The 21,739-nt window shown below is 70.3% G+C and carries 22 protein-coding genes; 13 read left to right on the plus strand and 9 right to left on the minus strand.

Annotated elements, in window-relative coordinates:
- Positions 1-49: 49 nt before the first annotated feature.
- From EPL03_RS12770 to EPL03_RS12795, 6 genes are all read left to right on the plus strand, one after another.
- Positions 50-502: a DUF4212 domain-containing protein gene (locus tag EPL03_RS12770; protein WP_135829725.1), complete on the plus strand. Its 453-nt coding sequence runs from the start codon at positions 50-52 to the stop codon at positions 500-502.
- Complete coding sequence (locus tag EPL03_RS12775) at positions 499-2,184, plus strand: VC_2705 family sodium/solute symporter (protein ID WP_135829726.1); 1,686 nt, start codon at positions 499-501, stop codon at positions 2,182-2,184. The genes EPL03_RS12770 and EPL03_RS12775 overlap by 4 nt, the downstream gene beginning before the upstream one ends.
- 2 nt (positions 2,185-2,186) lie before the next feature.
- Positions 2,187-2,648 carry a universal stress protein gene (locus tag EPL03_RS12780; protein ID WP_135829727.1) on the plus strand — a complete coding sequence of 154 codons (462 nt, stop codon included), beginning with the start codon at positions 2,187-2,189 and terminating at the stop codon, positions 2,646-2,648.
- Between the two features lie 4 nt (positions 2,649-2,652).
- Positions 2,653-2,871 (plus strand): hypothetical protein, encoded by a 219-nt coding sequence (locus EPL03_RS12785; RefSeq protein ID WP_135829728.1) that lies wholly within the window; start codon positions 2,653-2,655, stop codon positions 2,869-2,871.
- Between the two features lie 354 nt (positions 2,872-3,225).
- Positions 3,226-4,236, plus strand: coding sequence for an aldo/keto reductase (locus tag EPL03_RS12790; protein ID WP_135829729.1), 1,011 nt, complete (start codon positions 3,226-3,228; stop codon positions 4,234-4,236).
- Between the two features lie 97 nt (positions 4,237-4,333).
- Complete coding sequence (locus EPL03_RS12795) at positions 4,334-5,635, plus strand: phospholipase C/P1 nuclease family protein (protein WP_210424996.1); 1,302 nt, start codon at positions 4,334-4,336, stop codon at positions 5,633-5,635.
- Positions 5,636-5,692: 57 nt separating this feature from the next.
- Here the strand turns inward: EPL03_RS12795 and EPL03_RS12800 are convergent, their stop codons facing one another.
- Complete coding sequence (locus tag EPL03_RS12800) at positions 5,693-6,697, minus strand: hypothetical protein (protein WP_135829730.1); 1,005 nt, start codon at positions 6,695-6,697, stop codon at positions 5,693-5,695.
- Positions 6,698-6,825: 128 nt separating this feature from the next.
- Here EPL03_RS12800 and mutL point away from each other — a divergent pair, with 128 nt between their 5' ends.
- Together mutL and EPL03_RS12810 are read left to right on the plus strand one after the other, a co-directional pair.
- Complete coding sequence (gene mutL / locus EPL03_RS12805; protein ID WP_135829731.1) at positions 6,826-9,051, plus strand: DNA mismatch repair endonuclease MutL; 2,226 nt, start codon at positions 6,826-6,828, stop codon at positions 9,049-9,051.
- 80 nt (positions 9,052-9,131) lie between these two features.
- The gene (locus EPL03_RS12810; RefSeq protein WP_135829732.1) at positions 9,132-9,671 is read left to right on the plus strand and encodes a preprotein translocase subunit SecD family protein; all 540 of its coding nucleotides are present in this window, start codon (positions 9,132-9,134) and stop codon (positions 9,669-9,671) included.
- 8 nt (positions 9,672-9,679) lie between these two features.
- Here the strand turns inward: EPL03_RS12810 and EPL03_RS12815 are convergent, their stop codons facing one another.
- Entirely contained in the window at positions 9,680-11,248 is a 1,569-nt protein-coding gene (locus EPL03_RS12815) for a lipopolysaccharide biosynthesis protein (protein WP_135829733.1), read from the minus strand.
- 132 nt (positions 11,249-11,380) lie between these two features.
- Here EPL03_RS12815 and kdgK1 point away from each other — a divergent pair, with 132 nt between their 5' ends.
- Both kdgK1 and EPL03_RS12825 read left to right on the plus strand, forming a co-directional pair.
- Positions 11,381-12,334 (plus strand): bifunctional 2-dehydro-3-deoxygluconokinase/2-dehydro-3-deoxygalactonokinase, encoded by a 954-nt coding sequence (gene kdgK1 / locus EPL03_RS12820; RefSeq protein WP_135829734.1) that lies wholly within the window; start codon positions 11,381-11,383, stop codon positions 12,332-12,334.
- A gap of 245 nt (positions 12,335-12,579) precedes the next feature.
- The gene (locus tag EPL03_RS12825) at positions 12,580-13,926 is read left to right on the plus strand and encodes a hypothetical protein (protein WP_135829735.1); all 1,347 of its coding nucleotides are present in this window, start codon (positions 12,580-12,582) and stop codon (positions 13,924-13,926) included.
- A gap of 25 nt (positions 13,927-13,951) precedes the next feature.
- On the opposite strand, the gene EPL03_RS12830 is transcribed toward EPL03_RS12825, so the two are convergent.
- Entirely contained in the window at positions 13,952-14,131 is a 180-nt protein-coding gene (locus EPL03_RS12830) for a hypothetical protein (protein ID WP_135829736.1), read from the minus strand.
- A 148-nt stretch (positions 14,132-14,279) separates the two neighbouring features.
- Between EPL03_RS12830 and EPL03_RS12835 the strand changes: the two genes are divergently transcribed.
- Positions 14,280-14,753, plus strand: a complete 474-nt coding sequence (locus EPL03_RS12835; protein WP_135829737.1) for a redoxin domain-containing protein — start codon at positions 14,280-14,282, stop codon at positions 14,751-14,753.
- 91 nt (positions 14,754-14,844) lie between these two features.
- On the opposite strand, the gene EPL03_RS12840 is transcribed toward EPL03_RS12835, so the two are convergent.
- The 5 genes from EPL03_RS12840 to EPL03_RS12860 form a co-directional block, all read right to left on the minus strand.
- Complete coding sequence (locus EPL03_RS12840; protein ID WP_135829738.1) at positions 14,845-16,008, minus strand: acyl-CoA dehydrogenase family protein; 1,164 nt, start codon at positions 16,006-16,008, stop codon at positions 14,845-14,847.
- 35 nt (positions 16,009-16,043) lie between these two features.
- The gene (locus tag EPL03_RS12845) at positions 16,044-16,550 is read right to left on the minus strand and encodes a hypothetical protein (RefSeq protein ID WP_135829739.1); all 507 of its coding nucleotides are present in this window, start codon (positions 16,548-16,550) and stop codon (positions 16,044-16,046) included.
- Between the two features lie 79 nt (positions 16,551-16,629).
- Entirely contained in the window at positions 16,630-17,040 is a 411-nt protein-coding gene (locus EPL03_RS12850) for a DUF7344 domain-containing protein (protein ID WP_135829740.1), read from the minus strand.
- A gap of 113 nt (positions 17,041-17,153) precedes the next feature.
- Entirely contained in the window at positions 17,154-17,864 is a 711-nt protein-coding gene (locus EPL03_RS12855; RefSeq protein ID WP_135829741.1) for a type 1 glutamine amidotransferase, read from the minus strand.
- Positions 17,865-17,950: 86 nt separating this feature from the next.
- Positions 17,951-19,498, minus strand: coding sequence for a class I adenylate-forming enzyme family protein (locus EPL03_RS12860; protein ID WP_135829742.1), 1,548 nt, complete (start codon positions 19,496-19,498; stop codon positions 17,951-17,953).
- A gap of 324 nt (positions 19,499-19,822) precedes the next feature.
- Between EPL03_RS12860 and EPL03_RS12865 the strand changes: the two genes are divergently transcribed.
- A complete protein-coding gene (locus tag EPL03_RS12865; RefSeq protein WP_135829743.1) occupies positions 19,823-20,476 on the plus strand; it encodes a trimeric intracellular cation channel family protein in 654 nt (217 codons plus the stop codon).
- 66 nt (positions 20,477-20,542) lie between these two features.
- Here EPL03_RS12865 and EPL03_RS12870 read toward each other — a convergent pair whose 3' ends face one another.
- Positions 20,543-21,349: an alpha/beta fold hydrolase gene (locus tag EPL03_RS12870; protein WP_135829744.1), complete on the minus strand. Its 807-nt coding sequence runs from the start codon at positions 21,347-21,349 to the stop codon at positions 20,543-20,545.
- A gap of 115 nt (positions 21,350-21,464) precedes the next feature.
- On the opposite strand from EPL03_RS12870, the gene EPL03_RS12875 reads away from it, so the two are divergent.
- Entirely contained in the window at positions 21,465-21,680 is a 216-nt protein-coding gene (locus EPL03_RS12875; protein ID WP_135829745.1) for a hypothetical protein, read from the plus strand.
- The last annotated feature ends 59 nt before the right edge of the window (positions 21,681-21,739 follow it).

Raw genomic sequence — 21,739 nt, forward strand, 5'->3', positions numbered from 1 at the left:
CTGACGACCGTTTTCACCCTTCGAACGACTCGATTCCAAGACACAACCCATGACCGAAGACAACACGCACGAAGCCGTGTCAGAAAACGACACGCACGATAGAGATTCACAGCCACAGGTCGCGGCCGACGGCGGCGTCGCCGCCGGTCGCGAGACCGCCGACTACCTCGACGCCGAGGTCAACATCTTCAGGCCCTCGACGCCGTTCATGCGCGACCACCTCAGGATAATCTGGGCGATGTTCGCGGCGTGGGCGCTGCTGGTGTTCGGCCCCGTGGTCGCGACCTACCTCGCGACCGACACGATGACGAGCGTGACCGTGCTCGGCTTCCCGCTGCACTACCTGCTGACGGCGGTCGTGTCGCCGACCGGCGCGCTCGTCCTCTCGTACGTGTACGCGCGACGACGGGACCGACTCGACTCGGCGTACGGCATCGACCACTCGACCGGCGGTGACGACTCCGCGGAGGCGACCGCGACCGACGGAGGTGGCGGCGAATGATTCCGCTCCAGTTGCTGCCGGACGCGCTCAACGCCTCGTTCAAGGCCATCCCAGCGGTGATGGTCTCGGCGATGCTGCTGTTGTTCCTCGGCATCGGCTACGTCTTCCGGGTCGCCGACACCGAGGACCTGTGGGTCGCCGGCCGGTCCATCGGCAACGTCGAGAACGGGATGGCCATCGGCGCGAACTGGATGTCGGCCGCGTCGTACCTCGGGATGGCGGCGCTCATCGCGCTGTCGGGCTACTACGGGCTGGCGTACGTGGTCGGGTGGTCGACGGGCTACTTCATCCTGCTCATCTTCCTCGCGGCCCAGATGCGTCGGTTCGGGAAGTACACCGCGCCCGACTTCGTCGGCGACCGGTTCGACTCCGACGCGGCCCGCGCCATCGCCGCGCTCACGACCATCCTCATCGGGTTCGTCTACTCGGTCGGGCAGGCCCGTGGCATGGGGCTGGTCGGCATCTACGTGTTCGGCGGCGACTACACCACGATGGTCATCCTGATGATGTCGATTACGGTCGGTTACCTCGCGCTGTCGGGAATGTTGGGCGCGACCAAGAACATGGCCGTCCAGTACGTCATCCTCATCGTCGCCTTCCTCGCGGGGCTGTACGCGGTCGGCTGGACGCAGGGCTACTCGACCTTCCTGCCACACATCGAGTACGGCGCGCTGCTGAGCGAACTCGACAGCCAGTTCACCGAGCCGTTCGCCACCGACAGCTTCTACCTCTGGGTGGCGACCGCGTTCTCGCTCATCGTGGGCACCTGCGGACTGCCCCACGTCCTCGTGCGGTTCTACACGGTCGAGAGCGAGCGCACCGCCCGGTGGTCGACCGTCTGGGGGCTCTTTTTCATCTGCCTGCTGTACTGGAGCGCGCCCGCGTTCGCGGCGTTCGGGACCGACCTCTACGCGAACGTCGTCGGGCCGGTCTACGGCGCGAACGGCATGAGCGGCGCGGAGGGCGACGTCATCGTCGTGCTGGCGAGCCAGTTGGCCAACCTGCCCGAGTGGTTCGTCGGCCTCGTGGCGGCCGGCGGGGTCGCGGCCGCCATCGCGACCACGGCGGGGCTGTTCATCTCGGCCTCGTCGGCGGCCGCACACGACATCTACACCAACATCGTCAACCCCGACGCGACCCAGCGCCAGCAGTTGCTCATCGGTCGCGCGACCATCATCGGACTGGGCGCTATCGTGACCGTCACCGCGCTCGACCCGCCCGCGCTGGTCGGCGAACTCGTCGCGCTGGCGTTCTCGCTGGCGGGGCTCGTGCTGTTCCCGATGTTCTTCCTCGGGCTCTGGTGGGAGAACGCCAACCGGCAGGGCGCGCTGGCCGGGATGACCACCGGACTGGTCATCTGGACCGCCGCCGTGCTGAACGAACTCGTCCTCGCGACCGACGCCGGGCCGGTCGTGCCGCTGTACGCAGACGTGTTCCCGGCGGTCGGGGCCGCGCTCGCGGGCACGCCCATCGTGTTCGCGGTCACCATCGGCGTGTCGCTGGCGACCGAGGAGCCGCCCGAGCGCATCAAGCGCATCGTCCGGCAATGTCACAGCCCCGAGCCGATGGGCCAGCAGGAGAGCGCCGAGGAGGTCGCGACCGATGGAGGGCGGGTAAGCCCAGAGAGCCGACCCTCGGCGGACGCATCGGCTGACGGCGACGAACCCCAGCGAGGTGACTGAACATGTACGAACGCATCCTGATTCCCACGGACGGCAGCGACACCGCCGAGGTCGCGGTCGAGGAGGCGCTCGAAGTCGCCGAGAGGTTCGACGCGGAGGTCCACACCCTCTACGTCGTCAACGTCGACGCGATGGACCTGAGCCTCGGCACCGAGCAGGTCGAGCGCGTCAAGGCCGGGCGGTTCGGCGAGATGGACGAACTCGAAGCCAAGGCCCGGGAGGCGACCGAGTACGTCGCCGAGCGGGGCCGCGAGCGCGGCCTCGACGTGTCCGAGCACTTCCGGGCGGGCCAGCCCCACGACGTGGTCGCCGACTTCGCGGCCGACCGCGACGTCGGCCTGATAGTCATGGGGAGCCACGGCCGGTCGGGCGTCCGGCGGATGCTGCTCGGAAGCGTCACCGAGCGCGTGCTCCGGTCGACCCACCGGTCGGTGCTGGTGGTCGACGAGCGGGAGGCCGAGTGACGTGATGGCCGACGTCGCGGACGCGGTCCGGGACCACGTTCGGGACCACCGGTCGGACATGGTCGTCGACCTCGCGTTCGCGGTCGGGTGGGTCGCGGCCGTCTCGGCGCTGTTCGGCTATCTCGGCGCGCCGAGGTGGGCGACCCACCTCGCGCTGTTCGGCGGGGTCGTCGCCTACTTCGGCTTCTTCGGGTCGCTGGCGGTCGCGCGCGAGGTCGAGTAGTCGGGCGTCGCGCGAAGAATCCCTGTCCCGCTCTGCGACAACGCTGAAACTGCAACCACGGCCTCGAAAGCCCTCGGCGCGGTCGCGGTCGCTCAGCGACATATTCGACGGACGTAGTTGCGTCGAATAGGGGTCGTTGAGACGACCACGTAAACGCGACCGCGCCTCGCCCTTTCAGTCCACCAGGACGCCGGATGGTTCACCGAGCGAGGCCGGTAGTTGGTTATAGTCCCCTGGACGGCGTCCGCCGCCCGACGCGGGACCCGGCTTCTCGGTCGGCGAGACGGCCTCTCGCCCACCGCCTCTGCCGGATGCTGAAGCCTTTTGGGCGCGTCGTACCTACGTTCGGTCGGCATGACCGACCTCGAAGACGTCGACCTCGACTTCGTCCGACTCGGCGGCACCGGCATCCAGACGAGCGAACTCCAGTTCGGGACGTGGCGGTTCGGCAAGGAGACCGAGGAGGGCAACGTCGAAATCGGCGAGTCCCGCGCTCACGACCTCCTCGACGCCTACGAGACCGCCGGCGGGCGGTACATCGACACCGCCGACGTGTACGGCGGCGGCAAGAGCGAGGAGTGGATCGGCGACTGGCTGGCCGACCGCGACCGCGAGCGGTTCACCATCGCCTCGAAGATATACTGGCAGATTCGAGACGGCGACCCCAACAGCCGGGGCACCAACCGCAAGAACGTCCGCCACCGCGTCGACGAACTGCTCGACCGGCTCGGCACCGACTACGTCGACGTGCTGTACATCCACCGGTGGGACGACGAGACGCCCACCCGCGAGATGATGAAGACCCTGAACGCGCTGGTCGAGGCGGGCAAGGTCCACTACCTCGGAGCCTCCACCCTGCGCCCGAACGCGTGGAAGGTCGCGAAGGCCAACCAACTCGCCCGCGACGAGGGCTGGGAGCCGTTCACCGTCCTCCAGCCCCGGTACAACCTCGTGGACCGCGAAATCGAGGGCGACTATCTGGAGTTCGCGCGGAGCGAGGACCTCGCGGTCTGTCCGTGGAGTCCGCTCGGACAGGGCTTCCTGACCGGCAAGTACGACCGCGAGGACGGCCTGACCGGCGAGTCCCGGGCCGCCGAGTCCAGCCGCTTCGAGGACGCCTACCTGACCGAGGAGAACTTCGACCTCCACGACGAACTCGACGCCGTGGCCGACGAGGTCGACGCCACGCCCGCTCAGACCGCGCTCGCGTGGCTCACCCACCGCGAGGGCGTCAGCGCTCCCATCGTCGGCGCGCGCACCGTCGACCAACTCGAAGAGAACCTCGCCGCCGCCGAAATCGACCTCACGGAGGAACAGGTCGACCGGCTCACCGAGGCGAAGGGCGGGCCGTACGCCGGACTCTGAGTCGCCCCGGAGCGTCGCTCGACGACCGCAGACAATATATTTCTGCAGTTTTCTTTTGGAAAAATATATTGCCCCGTAGTTTCTACTATCCCTTGCGATGACTGAAAATAACACGTCCAGAAGAACCGTACTGAAGCGTATCGCGGCAGGCTCGGCGGTCGCGAGCGTCTCGGCGGTCGGCGGCGTCGGGACCGTCAGCGCCGACGACCACCGCATCGACCCCGAAGACGACGAGCTTCCGTACCCCGACGTGGACTACAAGACCGTCGGCGACGACGTCTGGGAGGCGCTGGGGCCACAGTACTGGCTGGCGACCATCGACCGCGACCGCATCGGGGAACTGCTCGAACTGTCGCCCGTCGACGGCGAGGAGACCCGGCTTCGCGCGGAGATGGTCGACGAGGTGCGCTCGACCTACGCGGTCGAACAGGAGCGCGACGGCAACGAGCTGACCTATCGGCTTGTCGACGGGAGCGTCGACCCGCTCGGCAAGGAGCGGCGCGCCGCGCTCAGCAAGGTCGCCGGCTCCGCGTTCGACGGGCTGGCGGCCGAGTCCGAGGGCGACGTCGAACCGCAGTGGAATCCCGGCGACCACGAGCGACAGGTCCGGTCGGCCGCCGAGGACTTCGACGTGTTCAGCTACAAGGTCGACGACGTCGCCGAGGCCGCCCGGGAGCCCGACGACTTCGGCTGCGAGGACTGTAGCGCCGACTGGCTGCCGGGAGCGGGCTACGTGCCGGGATTCCTCAAGGACGCGCTGGAGAGCGCCATCGACGACCTCGACCCCGACAAGAAGCAGCCGCCCTACCATTTCTACTGGCCCGACCCGCCGTCGCTCGACGTCTGGGAGTGGGAAATCGGCCCGTCGGCGTTCGGCGGCGCTCCCCAGGAGGGCCAGTACATGATGGACAACGCCGAGGACTCGTACAGCTCCCGGGAGTACATCGGGTACACGGTTCACTACCTGCAGGACATGGGCGTCCCGCTCCACACCGGAGCTATCTGGGAGCAGCTCAACCCGTCGCCGGAGGGCTGTGGCGCGACCGGGTGCGACCAGTACCTCGACCCGCGCTTCCAGTTGCACTACGGCTACGAAGGGTTCATCTACGACAACTTCCCGGAAGGCGAGGAGGCGTCGTATCTCGACGAGTCCTTCGAGGAGTCGTTCGACGACGCGAGCTACCCCTACTACATCTCCAGCGTCGAGGAGGAGTGTAAGGACCTCGCGAACACCTCGACCCAGTACTCGACGTCCATCTTCGAGGAACTCATGGCCCACGGCACCGACTTCCCCTCGCTGTGGGACGAGACGGTCTACCAGCAGACCCACAACTGCATGCAGTCGACCGGCGGCTACGTCCGGGGACTGCTCGACGAGTTCTACGACTTCGAGTACTGACGGCCGTCTCTCGCGCCCCGCCGGGCCGGGAGCGCCCGGCTTCGCGAGCGCGCCGGTTCACTCCACGACGAGGGTGTACGTCGCGTCGTAGTACGAGCCGTCGTAGGCGTAGTAGCGCTCGCGCCGCGCTCTCGTCTCCCCGTCGGCGACTTCGACCGACGAGAGGTCGAGTCGCTCGAGGAGCGTCGCCAGCGACTTCGAGGCGTTGCCGTCCTCCTCGTAGGGAGCCTCGCCGAGTCCGTCGAGAATCTCCCGGACGCCCTCGTCGAGCTCGTCCCGGTCGAACGTCGCGTCGAGGTGGGTCGTCTCGACGCGCTCGCGGAACGCCGCCGGGTCGTCGGTCACGCGCTCGATTTCGTGGACGTACCGGGTCGTGGGTATCCTCGCCCGCTCGACGTGCAACCGGAGCAACTGCTCGTCGGGCAGGCCGGGTCGGCCGTCGGTGACCCGGCCGTACTCGAACGGCGGGTCGGGAACCACGTCGCTGTCCGCCGGGTCGAGCGGGTCGAAGAAGACGACGCCCCGGTCCCGGAGCGGCGTCTCGGCGTGGTCCTCGTCGGCCGCGACCGAGTTCATCGCCATCCGGCGCGCGGCCGACAGGACGTTCGCGTCGAGCGCGCCGTACCGGTCCGAACTGAAGGTGTCGGCGTCGACCGGGTCGACGCCCGAGGCGTCTTCGACCGGCTCGAACCACACCACCCACGCCTCGACGTCGGTCGATTCGGCGTCGGTCACTCGGAGCCGGTAGTACGTGCCCTCGCGCTCGACGTAGGTCGGCCGACGTCGCCGGACCCCTGCGGGCGTCTCCGGGTGGCGGAGTCCGCCGTCGAGGCTCGCGTCGAGGGTGACGAGTCGGCCGTCCGCGAACAGGTCGTCGAGGAGTTCGTCGGCGTGTCGGGCCACGTGGCGCGCGCTCCGGGTCGGGTCTACCAGGAAGCGGTCGTCTATCGTCCCCGACGTCGCGGCGAGCAGGTGTCGCCGACCGCCGCCGCCGAGACAGCCTGCCAGCGCGGCGGTCGCGGGGAGGGCGGCGCACAACCGCCTGCGGGTCAATCGGTTCATGAGCCGACATTATTCACGCACGGATAAATATCACAGTGTTCGTTATCGAAACTACCTCGGACGTCGCGCCCGGCGTTCGCTCGCGGTCTTTATCAGGGCCGGGTCCGTAGCCCGCGACGACTTGCCGAATGACCGGGGACACGAACATCCGGCGGCTCGACGACGACACGGTCCGACAGATAGCGGCGGGCGAGGTGGTCGAGCGCCCGGCGTCCGTGGTCAAGGAACTGGTCGAGAACAGCCTCGACGCCGACGCCGACCGAATCGACGTGACCGTCGCGGACGGCGGCACCGAGCGCATCGCGGTCAGCGACGATGGCGTCGGGATGAGCGAGGCCGACGTGCGCGCGGCGGTGCGCGAACACACCACCAGCAAAATCGGGGGCATCGACGACCTCGAATCCGGCGTCGGGACCCTCGGCTTCCGTGGCGAGGCGCTGTACACCATCGGCGGGGTCTCGCGGACGACCATCACCACCAAGCCGCGAGACGGCGGGGCCGCGACCGCGTCGGGCGGGGCCGCGACCGAACTCCGGATGGCCGGCGGCGAGGTCGAGTCGGTCGGTCCCGCGGGCCGCCCGGCGGGGACCACCGTCGAGGTCACTGACCTGTTCTACAACACCCCCGCGCGCCGGAAGTACCTCAAGACCACGACCACGGAGTTCTCGCACGTCAACGCGGTCGTCACCCGGTACGCGCTCGCCAACCCCGACGTGGCGGTGTCGCTGACCCACGACGGCCGGGAGGTGTTCGCCACCGCGGGCCGGGGCGACCGCCAGTCGGCGCTACTGTCGGTGTACGGCCGCGAGGTCGCCACCTCGATGATACCGATCGAGGGCGAGGCGGCGGCCGACGGGGCCGGCGAGGTGGCCGTCTCGGGCTACGTCAGCGACCCCGAGACGACCCGAAGTAGCCGCGAATACCTCTCGACCTTCGTCGGCGGCCGGTACGTGCGGTCGTCGGTCGTCCGCGAGGCGGTGCTGTCGGCCTACGGGGAGCAACTCGCGGCCGACCGCTACCCCTTCGCGGTCCTGTTCGTCGACGTGCCGGGCGAGGCGGTGGACGTCAACGTCCACCCGCGCAAGATGGAGGTCAGGTGGGGCGACGAGGCCGCCGTGCGCGCGGCGGTCGAGTCGGCGGTCGAGGACGCGCTGCTCGACCACGGCCTCGTCAGGTCGTCGGCCCCGCGCGGCCGGAGTAGCCCCGACGAGACGCGAATCGAACCCGAGCGCGACGACCCGGACGACGAGGCTGGGCGCGGCGACGCTCCCGAGCGCGACCCGACGGCCGACGCCGGCGGCCGCGATTCCGGCGACGAGCAGGCGAGACTCGTCCCCTCGGAGTCGCGCGAGCAGGCCACGCTCGACGCCAGCGCGGACGCCCCGTCGGACTCGCGCGGGGATTCGGACCCGCCATCGGGATCGGATGCGGCCGGGCCTGCGGACTCGTCCGCAGGCCCGGCCGCGAGCGCGAGAGCGGACGCGAGCGCGGACGAGGGTGCGGGACCGGACGCAGGCGAGCGGTCGCACGCGGAACCGGACCCGGGTGCGGACGAGAACTCGTCTGCGGGCGCGTCCGCACTCGCAAGTGCGGACGCGCCCGCCGGCGGCTCGCCGGCGGACGACCGGACGGGCCGCGCCGACCGGACGACACCCACGGACCGGAAGTTCGACCCGGCCACCGAGTCGGCGTCGCTGTCGGGCGGCACGACCGAGACGCCCGCGTTCGAGCGCCTGCCCCGGATGCGCGTGCTGGGTCAGCTCCACGACACCTACCTCGTGGCCGAGACGCCGGACGGCCTCGTGCTGGTCGACCAGCACGCCGCCGACGAGCGGGTCAACTACGAGCGGCTCCGCGAAGCGTTCGCCGACGACGCGACCGCCCAGATGTTGGCCGAGCCAGTGACGCTCGAACTCACGGCGGGCGAGGCCGCCGTGTTCGACGAGTACCGCGAGCCGCTGGAACGGCTCGGATTTCGGGCCACAAAGCAAGGTGAGGGTACTCGAACCGTCGTCGTCCGGACCGCCCCGACCGTCCTCGACGAGACGCTCGACCCCGAACGCCTCCGGGACGCGCTGGCGGAGTTCGTCTCGACCGACCCCGACGACCGGGCCGACACCGTGGAGGCCGTGGCCGACGACCTGCTCGCGGACCTCGCGTGCTACCCCTCGATTACGGGCAACACCTCGCTCCGGGAGGGGTCGGTCGTGGACCTCCTGTCGGCGCTGGACGACTGCGAGAACCCCTACGCCTGCCCGCACGGCCGGCCCGTCATCATCGAGTTCAGCGAGGACGAGATCGGCGAGCGGTTCGAGCGCGACTATCCGGGTCACGGAGGGCGGCGGGCGGAGTGACGGCACCGGGAATCGTAACGAAGACGTAGCCAAAAAATCATTTTTAGACGATATGAAACGACGGGCCCTTCTGGCGTGCAGTGGCACGGCGCTGTCGGCGTGGACGGCGGGCTGCTCGGCGGCCGTCGACCCGCCCGAGAGCCGATCCGACGAGCGAAGACGGAACGACCGCTCGGGAAGACGAGACGGCGTTCGCGGTCGTCGCCGGCTACCCCGTAGAGTCCGAGAGCGACCCCGACTACCGGCGCGAGACCGTGTTCACGTCCGACGACTTCGCCGAGGTCGGCTCCGTGGAAGGCGGAGGCGAGAGCCTGCCGCCCTCGGTGCGGGTCGAACCTACCGAGGCGGCCGCGCGGCGATTCGTCGACGTGCTGACCGACAACGGGTTCACCGACGAGGGCGTGGCGAACTGCCGGTGGAACTCCGACGACGACGACCCCGGCTGGTGTCTGCTCACCGTCCTCGACGGCGAGGTCGCGTACGGGGCCGGGCTGAGCCGTGGGCTCGCGTCGAGCGTCGAGTCCGGCGCGTACCTCGACGACCCCACGTTCGTCGTCTCGGCCAGCGACGAGGCCGAGGCCGAGCGCATCCGGGACGCGATTCGGAACGGGACGAGGTAGCGCGACGCTCAGAACGGCACCGCCTCGGCCACGTCGTCGCGGTACCGGCCCGCGAGTTCCCGAACGACGAGCCGGTCGCGCGGGTCGACTCCCAGCAGGTGCAGGCTGAGGACGTAGGCGGCCAGTCCGACAATCGTGCCCAAGACGACTGCGGGGCGGCCGCCGACCATCGCGCGGACGCCCAGCATCACCGCGCCCGCGATTGCCCCGGCCGCGACCGGCTTGCCGAAGGCGGCGTCGAACGGCCACAGCCCCTCGAAGCGCCGGAGCAGCAGGACCTGAATCGAGTTCTGGACCGCGATGGCCAGCGAGGTGCCCAGCGCCGCGCCCGCGAGCCCGAGTTCGCGCACGAACAGGTATGTCAGCGCGACGTTCGACGCGGCGAGCAGCCAGTCGAGCGCCATCCGGGCGTACTGGTGGTCGGTCATCATGAGCAGCCAGCCGGTCGCGCCGACCGCGCTCCCGACGAACACGCCGCCGAGGTAGACCGCGAGCGGGACGTACCCCCGCGCGTACGTCGGGCCGAACAGCGCGAGCAGTTCCCGGCCGAAGACGAACTGGACCGCCAGAATCGGCACGACCGCGGTGACGATGAGCCGCGTCACCGACGAGTAGACCGCGCCGAGCGTCTCCATCCGGTCGTCGGCGTAGAGGTCCGAGGCGACCGGCGGGAGCAACTGGTTGAACGACAGCAGCGGTATCCACGCTATCGACACCAACACGAGGACCACGTTGTAGATGCCCGTCGCCACCGCCGTCAGGAGCGCGCCCACGAGCAACACGTCGACCCGGTTCTGGAACACCTTGCCGAGGCTGCTCATCGCCACCGGTGCCGCGTGGTCGTAGAACCGGCGGGCCTCGCTCCCGACGCCGCGCAGCGACGGCCGAACGCCCGTCGCCCGAACCGTCGCGGGGACCCCGACCGCGACGAGGACGACCGTACAGGCGAGTATCGCGCCCGCGACGCCGACCACCGAGTAGCCCAGCGCCACCGCCGCGCTCGCGCCGACCAGCCGCACCGCCGGTCGGAGGAGCTTGTTGAACAGCACCTCGCCGCGAGCGGACCCGACCGCGCGGAAGACCGCCGCACACACCATCACGAGTCCGAGCAGCGGGACGAGCGTCCCGAACAGCCCCATCGCGGTCGGAAACGCCGGGTCGTCGACGGTCGCGGCGTCTATCCACGGGGCGAGCGTCCACGCGCCCGCCACGACGAGCAGGCCGACCCCGAGCGTGGTGGCGAACGCCAGCCCCGCGACGCGCGAGCGCCGCGCCGGGTCCCCGTCGTAGGCCGGCAGATATCGCTGGAGGGTCGGCACGCTGCCGAAGGTGACCAGTCGGACGAGCAACTGCGCGATGCGCCACGCCAGCGCGTACACGCCGTACGCGACGGGACCGAGCCCGCGCGCGACGACGAACTCCGTGGCGGAGACGAGCGCGCGCTGGGCCGACACGCCGCCCGAAGTCACGACCGCACCGTGGGCTATCGTCAACAGTGCCTCGCGCTCGTCGTCGGCGACGTCCTCGTCGTCCAACGCGTCGTCCTCGAACGTCGTCTCGTCGTCCTCGCGACCCATCGTTTCCCGACCGACGCGTATCCGCTCCGGCGGTTAAACGATTCGAAGCCGGACGGTCGACGCGACGCTTCCGGCGACGTCGGGACACTCGCGACCGAGTACATTATGCCGCGCGCCCCCGACCCACGAGGTATGACCGACCTCGTGACCTTCGGCGAGACGATGCTCCGGCTCTCGCCGCCCGACAGCGAGCGACTGGAGGCGGCCGACCGGCTCGAACTCCGCGCGGCCGGCGCGGAGAGCAACGTCGCGGTCGCGGCGGCCCGCCTCGGCGCGGACGCCGCGTGGACCTCCAAGCTCCCCGAGTCGCCGCTCGGCCGGCGCGTGGTCTCGGGGCTCGCGCGCCACGGCGTCGAGACCGACGTGGCGTGGAGCGACGAGGGGCGACAGGGCACCTACTATCTGGAGGACGGCGGCGAGCCGCGCGGCACCAACGTCGTCTACGACCGGCGCGACGCGGCGGTCACCACCGCCGAGCCGGAGGAACTGGCGGTCGGGCGCGTCCGCGAGGCCGAGGCGTTCCACACCTCCGGCATCACGCCCGCGCTCTCGGCGACGCTCGAAGCGACGACCGCCGACCTGCTCGAAGCGGCCAGCGCGGCCGGGACGACCACCTCGCTCGACGTGAACTACCGGTCGAAGCTCTGGAGTCCCGAGGAAGCCCGCGAGACGCTGACCGACCTGTTCCCGGCGGTCGACCGGCTCGTCGTGGCCGAGCGCGACGCCCGCGAGGTGCTGGCCCGAAATGGCGACGCCGCCGGGATAGCGGGCGGACTCGCCGACGAGTTCGACTTCGAGACGGTGCTACTGACTCGCGGCGAGGACGGCGCGCTCGCCCGCCACGCCGGCGAGACCTACGAGCAACCCGCCGTCGAGACCGAGACGCTCGACCCCATCGGGACCGGCGACGCCTTCGTCGGGGCGTTTCTCGCCCGCCGGCTCGCGGGCGCGGACGTGCCGACCGCGCTGGCGTACGGCGCGGCCACGGCCGCGCTCAAGCGCACGATTCCGGGCGACGTGGCGGTGGTCACCCGCGAGGAGGTCGAGCGCGTGCTGGCCGAGGACGACCGGGAGATATCGCGCTAAAGTAGGGTTGTGACCTCGAAAGCCCTCGGCGCGCTCCGGTCCCGCGCCTCGCTGCGCTCCTCGTCGCGTCGCTCCTGCGGTGCTTACGTCGTCGGGGTTCCCGGAGCGCGCCTCGCCCTTTCAGTCCGCCAGGAATGCCGATTGGGTCACCCAGCGCAATCGACCGTCGGTCGCGCTTATCCGAACGCCTACTATTCAAAGAATACCCTAATTTTATATTGAACTGCCGTCCACGCCCGACCGTCATGCAGCGACTCGCGACCGACCTACTGGTACTCCTCCTCGTTGCGAGCGTCGCGCCCGCCGCGAGCGCGGCGGGCGCGCCCGACCGAACTGGCGTCCACAGCTACGCGGGCACGCACGTCTCGTTCGACGTGGACGACCGGGCCGTGACCGACTACGCGGTCGACGGCGAGACGATTCTCGACTCGCTCCGCGTCGCGTCCCGCGAGCGCGTCGAGGAGTCCGACCCGGTCGACGCGAACGCGTCGCTGTCGGCCGCGACTCACGTCGACGGTGCCGGACTGAACCTGACCGCGACCACCGGGACCGAGGCCCGCATCGCGGCCGAGACCGGCGCGACGCTCGCGGCCCACGACAACCGGCACGGCGTCCTCGTGGTGGCGTCGGGCGAGGGGACCGACTACGCGGTCGCGGACCTCCCGCCGGGCGCGAGCGCGGCGGCCGACGGCGACGCGGCGGTGGCGGTGACGACCGAGAACGGCACCGAGGCGACCGTCTTCGTCGTGGGCGAGGGCGCGGTCGGCGTCACCGACGCGGGCGACGTGACCGCCAGACTCGGCGAGGACGCCCGGCTCGCCGTCCGGTCGTACCCCGCCGGGAAGGACGCCGCCGACGACGAGCGCGAGCGACTCCTCGCGGACGGCGCGGCCAGCGCCGAGGTGTACGTGACGACCGAGCGCGGGACTGCAAACGGAACCGGGAACGCGAGCAACGCCGGAAACGCGGACGACCCCGGAAGCGTGACCGACCCCCGAAACGCGAGCGATGGTGAGAGCGCAAGCGACGCTCCGCGGGCGGTCGTCGACGCCGTGACGTACGACGACAACACCACCGTCACGGCCGACCGAGTGCGGGAGGGCGACGTCTCGCTCGCGGTGAACCGAACGACCCGCGAGGGGACGATTCTGCTGGCCAGCGTCTCGCCGGCCCTGCTGGACGCCGACCAGGCGACCGTGACGGTCGACGGCGAGGCCGCCGCCGAAGCCGCGACCTACAGCCAACTGGCGGGCGCGGTCGGCAGCCAGCAGTCCCGATACGTGGTCGCCGAGGGCGCGAACGCCAGCGCCGAGGTCGGCGTCGGCGTGAGTCACTTCTCGGAGCGCATCGTGGCGGTGACCTCGCCGGAGGCGGCCGACCCGGAACCCACCAGCGCCGAAACGACGGGTGGAGAGACGCCGAGCGACGGCGCGACGACTGGCGGCCCCGCGAGCGACGACGGAGCGACCGCTCGCGGGAGCGACACCGACAGCGAGAACGGCGGCCCCGTCCCCGGATTCACGCCCGCTATCGCCGTCGCCGGACTGCTCGCCGCCGTCGTCGCGGCCGTGGCGCTGGCGCGAGTGCGGTAGCGCGGCGGAGCCGGTGGTCGGGTACCTACCGCCCGCCGCCGACCTCCGTGTACCGCAACAGCACCTGTGGCACGACGACGCCGACCACTAACAGGACGAACATGGCGGCTTCCGCCCCGAGGTCCGTGTAGTCGCTGACGACGAGAAAGAGACCGAACGCGAGCGGGGCGAACGTGCCGACGAGCTTGGTCTCGCGGCGTACCATACGAGGTCGTGACGCCGACGAAACTACAGTGTAGCGGTGAGGAAGGGCCCAGAGGTCCGCGACGGCGGGGTCAGCGTTCCGGCCCGGGCGTTCGACGGCCCAACACGTTCGGCCCAGGGATTAGGTCGGGTCGGAAGCGACGTCACGTATGCCATCGACCGGCGATACCGCACCCACGTTCTCGGCGACGTATCGCGGCAGCGACCACGAGACGTTCGAACTCGACGACCATCTCGGCGAGGGCCCCGTCGTCCTCGCGTTCTTCCCCGGCGCGTTCACGCCGCCGTGCACGAACGAGATGGTCGCGCTTCAGGACCGCCTCGACGAACTCCGCGACGCCGGCGCGACCGTCTTCGGCGTGAGCGCGGACTCGCCGTTCGCGCAGGGCGCGTTCCGCGCGGAACACGGCCTCGACTTCGACCTCGTCAGCGACACGGCGGGCGACGCCATCCGGGCGTACGACCTCGAAATCGACATCGCGGACCTCGGCCTCCACGGCGTCGCGAATCGCGCGGTGTTCGTCCTCGACGCGGACGGGACGGTCGCGTACCGCTGGGTCGCCGACGACCCCACGAACGAGCCCGACTACGACGAACTACTCGAGGCCGTCGGAGCCGCGTAATCCTCGCTTCGCGCGGATTCTACCGCGTCACTCGTCAGCCGGAAACGCCCGGCGCTGACAGGCATTCCGGTTTTACTCGGAGCCTATCGGCTCACTCGTACGCCGGAATCCCTGTCAGGTCCTCCCCGAGAATCAGCGTGTGGATGTCGTGGGTGCCCTCGTAGGTGTACACCGTCTCCATGTTCGCCATGTGGCGCATCGGCGAGTAGTCGGTGGTGATGCCGTTGCCGCCCAGCATCTCGCGGGCGACTCTGGACTGGTCGCGGGCCATCCGGACGTTGTTTCGCTTCGCCATCGAGACGTGCTGGGGCCGCAGGTCGCCCCGCTCCTTCAGGTCCGCGAGCCGGTGGGCCAGCAGTTGGCTCGTCGTTATCTGGGTCGCCATCTCGGCGAGCTTGTCCTGTTGCATCTGGAAGCGCGCGATGGGACCGCCGAACTGGTCGCGGTCGGTGGCGTACTCCCGAGCGGTCTCGAAGCTGTCGCGGGCCGCGCCGACCGCGCCCCACGCGATGCCGTACCGGGCCTGCGTGAGACACGACAGCGGCCCCTTCATCCCCTCGACGCCGGGCAGGACGGCGTCCTCGGGGACGTACACGTCGTCGAGCCCGATTTCGCCGGTCACCGACGCGCGCATCGAGAGCTTGTCGTCGATTTTGTTCGTGGTCACGCCGTCGCGGTCGGTCTCCACCAGAAAGCCCCGGACCGGGTTCTCGTCGGCCGAGCGGTCCCGGGCCCACACCACCGCCACGTCGGCGATGGGCGAGTTGGTTATCCACGTCTTCGAGCCGTTGAGGACGTACTCGCCGGCGTCCTTTTGGGCGTGCGTCTCCATCCCGGCGGGGTTCGAGCCGTGTTCGGGTTCCGTGAGGCCGAAACAGCCGACCAGTTCGCCCTCGCCGAGGCCCGGCAGCCAGCGCTCCTTCTGCTCTTCGGAGCCGTAGGCGTGGATGGGATACATCACGAGCGCGCCCTGCACGCTCGCCATCGACCGGATGCCCGAGTCGCCGGCCTCCAACTCCTGCATCAGCAGTCCGTACGCCGTCTCGCTGACGTTGGGCGAGCCGTACCCCTCCAGGTTGGGCGCGTAAAAGCCCATCTCGCCCATCTCGGGGATGAGGTCGGTGGGGAAGGTGCCCGCCTCGAAGTGGTCGCCGATGTCGGGCTTGACCTGCTCGTCGACGAACTCGCGGGCGGTGTCCCGAATCAGGCGCTCTTCCTCCTCGAGGTCCGACTCCAGTGAAACGTAATCGAGCATGCCGGGAGGTCCGGCGGGGAGCGTGAAAAACGCTCCTACTCGCTCTGTGGCGAGTTCGAGGGGTAGCCGAACCGCGCGAAGTAGCTCCGCCGGAAGAGGTACACCGTCGGCACGGCGTAGAGGAGGGCCAGCAGAGCGACGAACCACGACGCTGCCGACGGCAGGTCCCACCCGCCGTAGTGGCCGACGATAGCGCCGGTGGCGAACAGCGGGAGGCTCCACCCCGTGACGACGACCGTGACGCCGACCAGACCCGTGAGGTGGTCGTGCAGCCAGCCGGTCTCCTCGGTCACCTCGACGAACGTGGTCTCGACGACGAGCAGGAGCGCCAGCGCCGTCGAGACGACTATCGACGCAGAGCCGAGTACGCTCGCAGCGTTCAGGAACGGGTCGAGCTCGGTCGAGGTCCGAGTGGTCGCGACGAACGCGACGCCGGCGACGAGGACGGTCGCGACGACGAAGTCCAGTTCCAGGAGCGTCAGCGCGGTGTCCCGATGGGTTGCGGTTCCGGACCGTCTGCGGGTGGAGCTACTGTCGCCCATGCGACCACTTCGGAGTACCAGATACTTCATTAATCTGGTCCGGGCCGAACTCTGCCGGCCCGGCGGTGCCGACGCGCGGCTACAGCGCCACGTTCTCGTCCCTGTCCGTGGCGACGTCCAGGTACGCGTCGGCCTGCTCGGCGTGCGGGCCGCGCTCGACCACGCCGGCGGTCTCGTCGTACTCGACCAGCCCCATCATCGACAGCTTCGGTAGCTGGGAGTGGCGCAGCGAGGTCCGCACGCGGTCGCAGTGCTCCTCGGACACGAGGCCGATGGGCTTGCCGGTCTCCCACTCCGCGACCGCCTCGACCACCGCCGGAATCTCCGCCGGGGACTCGACCCCCCGGAGGTACGTGAGGACGTACCGGCTCCGCTTCGAGGACAGCGCGTCGAAGACGTTGTCCTGGGTCAGTGGGGGCGCGGCGGCGTCGCGCGGCCCGGGGGCGTTCCGGGACTCGTCTCCGTGACCGTCGACTAACCCGTCTTTCATTACCCTCAGGTACATCTCCGACGGGGGTGTGGCTGCTGGCTCACAGGTCACACCACTCAAGTACGCTCTCGGTCGAACCGCGCGACAGGAGCGGGACGAGGCGGGAGCGACGGTCAGGCCAGGGTCGCCTCGGGGTCGGCGTCGGACTCGCGGACCTCGCGGGCGAACGCACAGAAGTTCTCGAAGACGAGTTTGGCCTCGCAGGCCGCGCGGTAGTTCTCCTCGGTGATGCCGTCGAGGACGGCCTCGAGCCGCTCCTCGGGGAGGTCCTTGCCCCTCGTGACCGTCTCGGCGGTCTCGGCGTCGTACTCGGGGTGGAACTGGACGCCGAAGACGTTCCCCTTCCGGAAGCCGTGGTTCGAATAGTCGTTGGTCGCGATCTCGGTCGCGCCCGGCGGCAGGTCGACCACCGCGTCCGAGTGGGTCGTGAAGGCGGTGAACCGCCGGTCGACGCCCTCGAACAGCCGGGCGTCGCCGGTGTGCTCGACCTCTCGGTAGCCGATTTCGTACTCGCCCATGTCGGCCACCTCGCCGCCGAGGACGTCGGCCAGAAGCTGGTGGCCCCAGCAGACGCCCAGACACGGTAGTCCGGCCTCGACGGCGTCGCGAACCCACGCCTTCGTGGGCTGAATCCACTCCTCGTCCCAGTACACCGACGACCGCGACCCGGAGACGACCACGCCGTCGAAGTCGAGGGTAGCGGGGAGGTCGCCCCCGGTCGCGTCGAACTCCGCGAGGTCGGCGTCGAGCTCCCGCCGGAAGTTCCGCCGGGTGTCGTCGCCCTCGTGGGCGGCGTTGATGAACGCGATTCGCAATCGACTCATTGCCCCGAACAAGAGGCTCCGAGGCCAAAAGGCGTTCCGCAGTGGGGAGTTCTGCCGGTATCCGGGACGACTCCGTCTCCGACGCCTCACCCCTCGTCGAATCGCTCCTCGCCCTCGAACTGCCGGCGAAGCGCCGCCCGGTCGAGTTCGCCGGTCGGCCGCCGTGGGAGCGACGCCGCGCGCTCGACCCGCCGGACGGTCGCGTCCTCGGGGAGCGCGTCGGCTACGACCGACCGGAGTTCGCCCGGGGTCGCCTCGCCGACGAACGCCGCCAGCACGCCCGCCGAGTCGGGGACGACGCCGGCCGCGCTCACGTCCTCGCGGCCCGCCAGCGCGCGCTCGATTTCGCATGGATGGACGCGCTGGCTCGCTTCCCCGATGGTCTCGTTCGCGTGGCCGAGCAGGTAGTAGTCGCCGTCCTCCCGGGATGCGAGGTCGCCCGTCGACACCCACTCCGGGAACTCGTCGGTCGCTTGCAGTTCGCCGTCGACTGGTACGTACCCCCGTGCGGTCACGGGCCCGCGGAACTGGAGTTCGCCGATCCCGCCCTCCGCGACGGTGTCACCGCTCTCGGGGTCGACCAGTCGAACCTCGCAGTCGGGGAACGGCCGCCCGACGCGGTCGGGAGCCGGGCCGGTGACGTCGTGGGCCCCCTCGGCTCGGCCCGGCGGGACGAGGAGGTTGTTCGGCCCGGTCTCGGCGCGGCCGTAGGTCCGACACACGGGGACTTCCCGGGCCAGCGCCGCGCGGACGTCTCCCGGGAGCGCCGACCGAGTGGCGGCCCACGCCACGCGCCCGAAGTCGGTCGCCTCGAACCCGTCGGACTCGACCAGTTCGCGGTACTCGGTCGCGCCGGCGACCAGTGCGGTCACGTCCTCCTCGGCGACGGCCGCGAGGGTGGACTCCGGGTCGAACGCCCGCAGGACGACGACCCGCCCGCCGACGTACAGCAGCGGGAGCGCCAGCCCCAGCAGCCCGTCGGCGTCCGAGAACGGCAGGAGCGCGGGCGCGCAGTCGTCGCGGCCGAGCCCCCACGCCGCGACCGCCGTGACGCAGTTCCACTCGACCGCGCGGGCCGGGAGGTCCGCGACGCGCGAGGCGGTCCGGGGGTCCTCGTCCAGCGACTCGCCCGGCCGATTGCTCCGCGCGCCCTCGCCAACCGCAGGCCGGTCGGCGTCGGCCGTCCCGTGGAGGGCCAACAGCGAGTCCGCGGGGGCCGGGTCGGCGCGCTCGTACTCGGTGGCGTCCTCGCGGGCGAGTTCCTCGAACGAGACCGACACGTCGTCGGCCACCTCCCGGACGAGGTCGCGCTGGGCCGCCTCGTGGACGACGAGTTCGGGGTCGACGGCCGCCAGCGGCCCCGCGACGGTCGCGGGCGTGAGCCGGTGGGAGACGGGCGCGAACGCGCCACCGAGACGGCGGACCGCGAACAGAAGCGCCAGCGTCTCGACCCGGTTGCGCGAGAGGACTGCGACCGCGTCGCCCGGTTCGACCCCCAGTGTGGCCAGCCGCCGGACCATCGCGTCGGCCTCGGCGTCGAGGTCGGCGTAGCTCACCCGGCGGTCGGCCGAGGCGTCGACCAGCGCGGTCCGATTCCCCCAGAGGTCGGCGCGCCGCGAGAGCGAGAGCGTCATGCCCAGCGGTTCGACGCGGGCGACCGTAGGCGTTGTTGCGGCTTCGGAGCGGAGGTGTTTTGTACCGGCGGGAGAGAGGGACGGTAGGCGGCACGGTCGAACAGCGACCTTTCGACGCGCGTGGTCTCCACGTGCGTTTCGCTGCCGACCTACCCCGTCTCTCTAACGCTCGCGAGCGACTGCTATCGCCGCCTCGAAAGCGGACGACCGGTCGCCCCGCCAAGCGACAGTAACCGCTGGGTGCGAGCGGGACGGGGCAGGGCGTGAGGGCGACGACGTCCGGAGACGGAGCGCTCAAGACGCCCGCTCACGTAACCACGGCCAGTGAGTCAAGACGTCCTCACGGCGCTGTTCGGGGACCCGTTCGCCGCCATGAACACGGTCGGCTTGGTCGCGTTCGCGCTCGTGGGCGCGTCGAAGGCGATTCGCGAGGAGTTCGACCTGTTCGGAATCGCTATCGTCGGGCTGATGATGGCGTTCGCCGGCGGGGCGACCCGGGACCTCCTCGTGACGCGAGTGCCGCTGGCGCTTCAGACCCCGATAGAAATCTGGTTGGGGCTCCTCGGCGTCGGGTTGGCGATGGGGCTCAACGTGGTCCTGTCGACGCCGGACACCCACCCGATTACGCTCGTCTCGGACGCTATCGGGCTGGCCGCCTTCACGACGACCGGCGCTATCGTCGCGACCGAGGCGGGCGTCTCGGCGTTCGGCGTCGTCGCGATCGGGACCATCAACGCCGTCGGCGGCGGTGCGGTCGCGGACGTCCTCCTGAATCGGTCCCCGTTCATCCTCTTCGAGGATTTCTACGCGAGCTGTTCGGTGCTGGGCGGGACCGCCTACGTCCTTCTATCGAGCGTCGCGGGCGTCGACGGCGTCGCCGCGGCCGTGTGTGCGGGCACGACCGTCCTGGTCCGGTTGGTCGCGGTGTCGTACGATTGGCACGTCCCGACCGTACAGGAGTTGGGGTTGCGTAGCTGACCGGACCGCGACGAACCGACGACGAACGCGGGGTCGGAAGCCGAGTGGACCATCGTCGCGCTCCACTCAGTCCGCCCGCTGTGCCTCCAGAAATCCGACCAGCGCGTCGTTGACCGCCTTCGACCGTTCCACGAAGAAGAGGCGTTCGCCGGGGAACTCGCGGAACTCGCCCTTGGGCAGTCCCTCTGCGAGCAGGCGGCCGTCCTCGGGCGGGACCACCCCGTCGCTCGCGCCGTGGAGGACGAGCGCGGGTTGCGTGACCTCGTAGAGCCAGTCGCTGGCGTCGAAGTCGGCCATCGCGTCGAGGCGGGCCCGCGCCGCCTCGCGGTCGGCGTCCTCGGCGCGCCGCCACGTCACGATTCGCTCGACGAGGTCGTCGCTCGCCAGCAGTTCCTCGCCCGCGACCGGGTCGAGCGACCGCCGGACGGCGTCGGGGTCGCCCGGGTCCGGAGCCAGTCGCTCTCGCAGTTCCGGGCGAATCGGGGCGGCCCGCGGACCGCCGGCCGAGGTGCCGAGGAGTGCGAGCGAGTCGGCCCGCGAGTACTCGCGGGCGTACTGGAGTGCGACCATCCCGCCCAGTCCCGCGCCGACGAGGTGGGCCGTCCGCGTCCCGCAGTCGGCCAGCACCGCGTCGAGGTCGTCGGCCATCGCGGCGACGCCGTACGCGCCGGTCCGGTCGGGGGCGTCCGAATCGCCCGCACCCCGCAGGTCGGGAATCACCACCTCGAAGGGGCCGGCCAGCGCGGGGTACTGCCAGCTCCACTGCCACGCGCCGTACCCCGCGTCGGCGAGCAGGACGACCGTCTCCCCGGTCGCGCCGTCCCCGTCGACCTCGTAGTGAATCGCGACGCCGTCGGCGTCCGCGTAGGGCATGCACGCGTGTTCGGGCGGCCGGCGCTTCAATCGTTTCGTTCGACCCGCAGAGACGGCGTCGAACTCGTCTTCCGCTGGATTTTTGCGTCCGGTTCGGAAAGTACCGTCACGATTCGTGGGCGGGCACGACCTCAAAACGGCGGTGTTGGTCCTTTCCGTCGCGGTCGGCGTCCTCCTCGTCGTCCCGGCACTCGTCTTCCCCGAGGCGTCCTGTCTGAGTCGGGGGCCCCATCACACAGTATGCGAAATCGGACGCGTTCCGACGCTGGTCGTGTTACTTCTCGTCGTCGTGGCGTTACCGATTACGACCTGGGTGGTCGACCCGGAGTGACCGGTCGCGGGGGCCGCCCGTATCCGGGGCTTTTTGCCACCGGTCCGTCAACCCGGGAC

Source organism: Halorussus halobius (assembly GCF_004765805.1).
GTDB classification, from domain to species: Archaea; Halobacteriota; Halobacteria; order Halobacteriales; family Haladaptataceae; genus Halorussus; species Halorussus halobius.

Excerpts from the sequence above, each read along its gene's own strand:
- EPL03_RS12770 (WP_135829725.1), top strand. The coding sequence starts at position 50 with ATGACCGAAGACAACACGCACGAAGCCGTGTCAGAAAACGACACGCAC.
- EPL03_RS12775 (WP_135829726.1), top strand. The coding sequence starts at position 499 with ATGATTCCGCTCCAGTTGCTGCCGGACGCGCTCAACGCCTCGTTCAAG.
- EPL03_RS12780 (WP_135829727.1), top strand. The coding sequence starts at position 2,187 with ATGTACGAACGCATCCTGATTCCCACGGACGGCAGCGACACCGCCGAG.
- EPL03_RS12785 (WP_135829728.1), top strand. The coding sequence starts at position 2,653 with ATGGCCGACGTCGCGGACGCGGTCCGGGACCACGTTCGGGACCACCGG.
- EPL03_RS12790 (WP_135829729.1), top strand. The coding sequence starts at position 3,226 with ATGACCGACCTCGAAGACGTCGACCTCGACTTCGTCCGACTCGGCGGC.
- EPL03_RS12795 (WP_210424996.1), top strand. The coding sequence starts at position 4,334 with ATGACTGAAAATAACACGTCCAGAAGAACCGTACTGAAGCGTATCGCG.
- EPL03_RS12800 (WP_135829730.1), bottom strand. The coding sequence starts at position 6,697 with ATGAACCGATTGACCCGCAGGCGGTTGTGCGCCGCCCTCCCCGCGACC.
- mutL (WP_135829731.1), top strand. The coding sequence starts at position 6,826 with ATGACCGGGGACACGAACATCCGGCGGCTCGACGACGACACGGTCCGA.
- EPL03_RS12815 (WP_135829733.1), bottom strand. The coding sequence starts at position 11,248 with ATGGGTCGCGAGGACGACGAGACGACGTTCGAGGACGACGCGTTGGAC.
- kdgK1 (WP_135829734.1), top strand. The coding sequence starts at position 11,381 with ATGACCGACCTCGTGACCTTCGGCGAGACGATGCTCCGGCTCTCGCCG.
- EPL03_RS12825 (WP_135829735.1), top strand. The coding sequence starts at position 12,580 with ATGCAGCGACTCGCGACCGACCTACTGGTACTCCTCCTCGTTGCGAGC.
- EPL03_RS12830 (WP_135829736.1), bottom strand. The coding sequence starts at position 14,131 with ATGGTACGCCGCGAGACCAAGCTCGTCGGCACGTTCGCCCCGCTCGCG.
- EPL03_RS12835 (WP_135829737.1), top strand. The coding sequence starts at position 14,280 with ATGCCATCGACCGGCGATACCGCACCCACGTTCTCGGCGACGTATCGC.
- EPL03_RS12840 (WP_135829738.1), bottom strand. The coding sequence starts at position 16,008 with ATGCTCGATTACGTTTCACTGGAGTCGGACCTCGAGGAGGAAGAGCGC.
- EPL03_RS12845 (WP_135829739.1), bottom strand. The coding sequence starts at position 16,550 with ATGGGCGACAGTAGCTCCACCCGCAGACGGTCCGGAACCGCAACCCAT.
- EPL03_RS12850 (WP_135829740.1), bottom strand. The coding sequence starts at position 17,040 with ATGAAAGACGGGTTAGTCGACGGTCACGGAGACGAGTCCCGGAACGCC.
- EPL03_RS12855 (WP_135829741.1), bottom strand. The coding sequence starts at position 17,864 with ATGAGTCGATTGCGAATCGCGTTCATCAACGCCGCCCACGAGGGCGAC.
- EPL03_RS12860 (WP_135829742.1), bottom strand. The coding sequence starts at position 19,498 with ATGACGCTCTCGCTCTCGCGGCGCGCCGACCTCTGGGGGAATCGGACC.
- EPL03_RS12870 (WP_135829744.1), bottom strand. The coding sequence starts at position 21,349 with ATGCCCTACGCGGACGCCGACGGCGTCGCGATTCACTACGAGGTCGAC.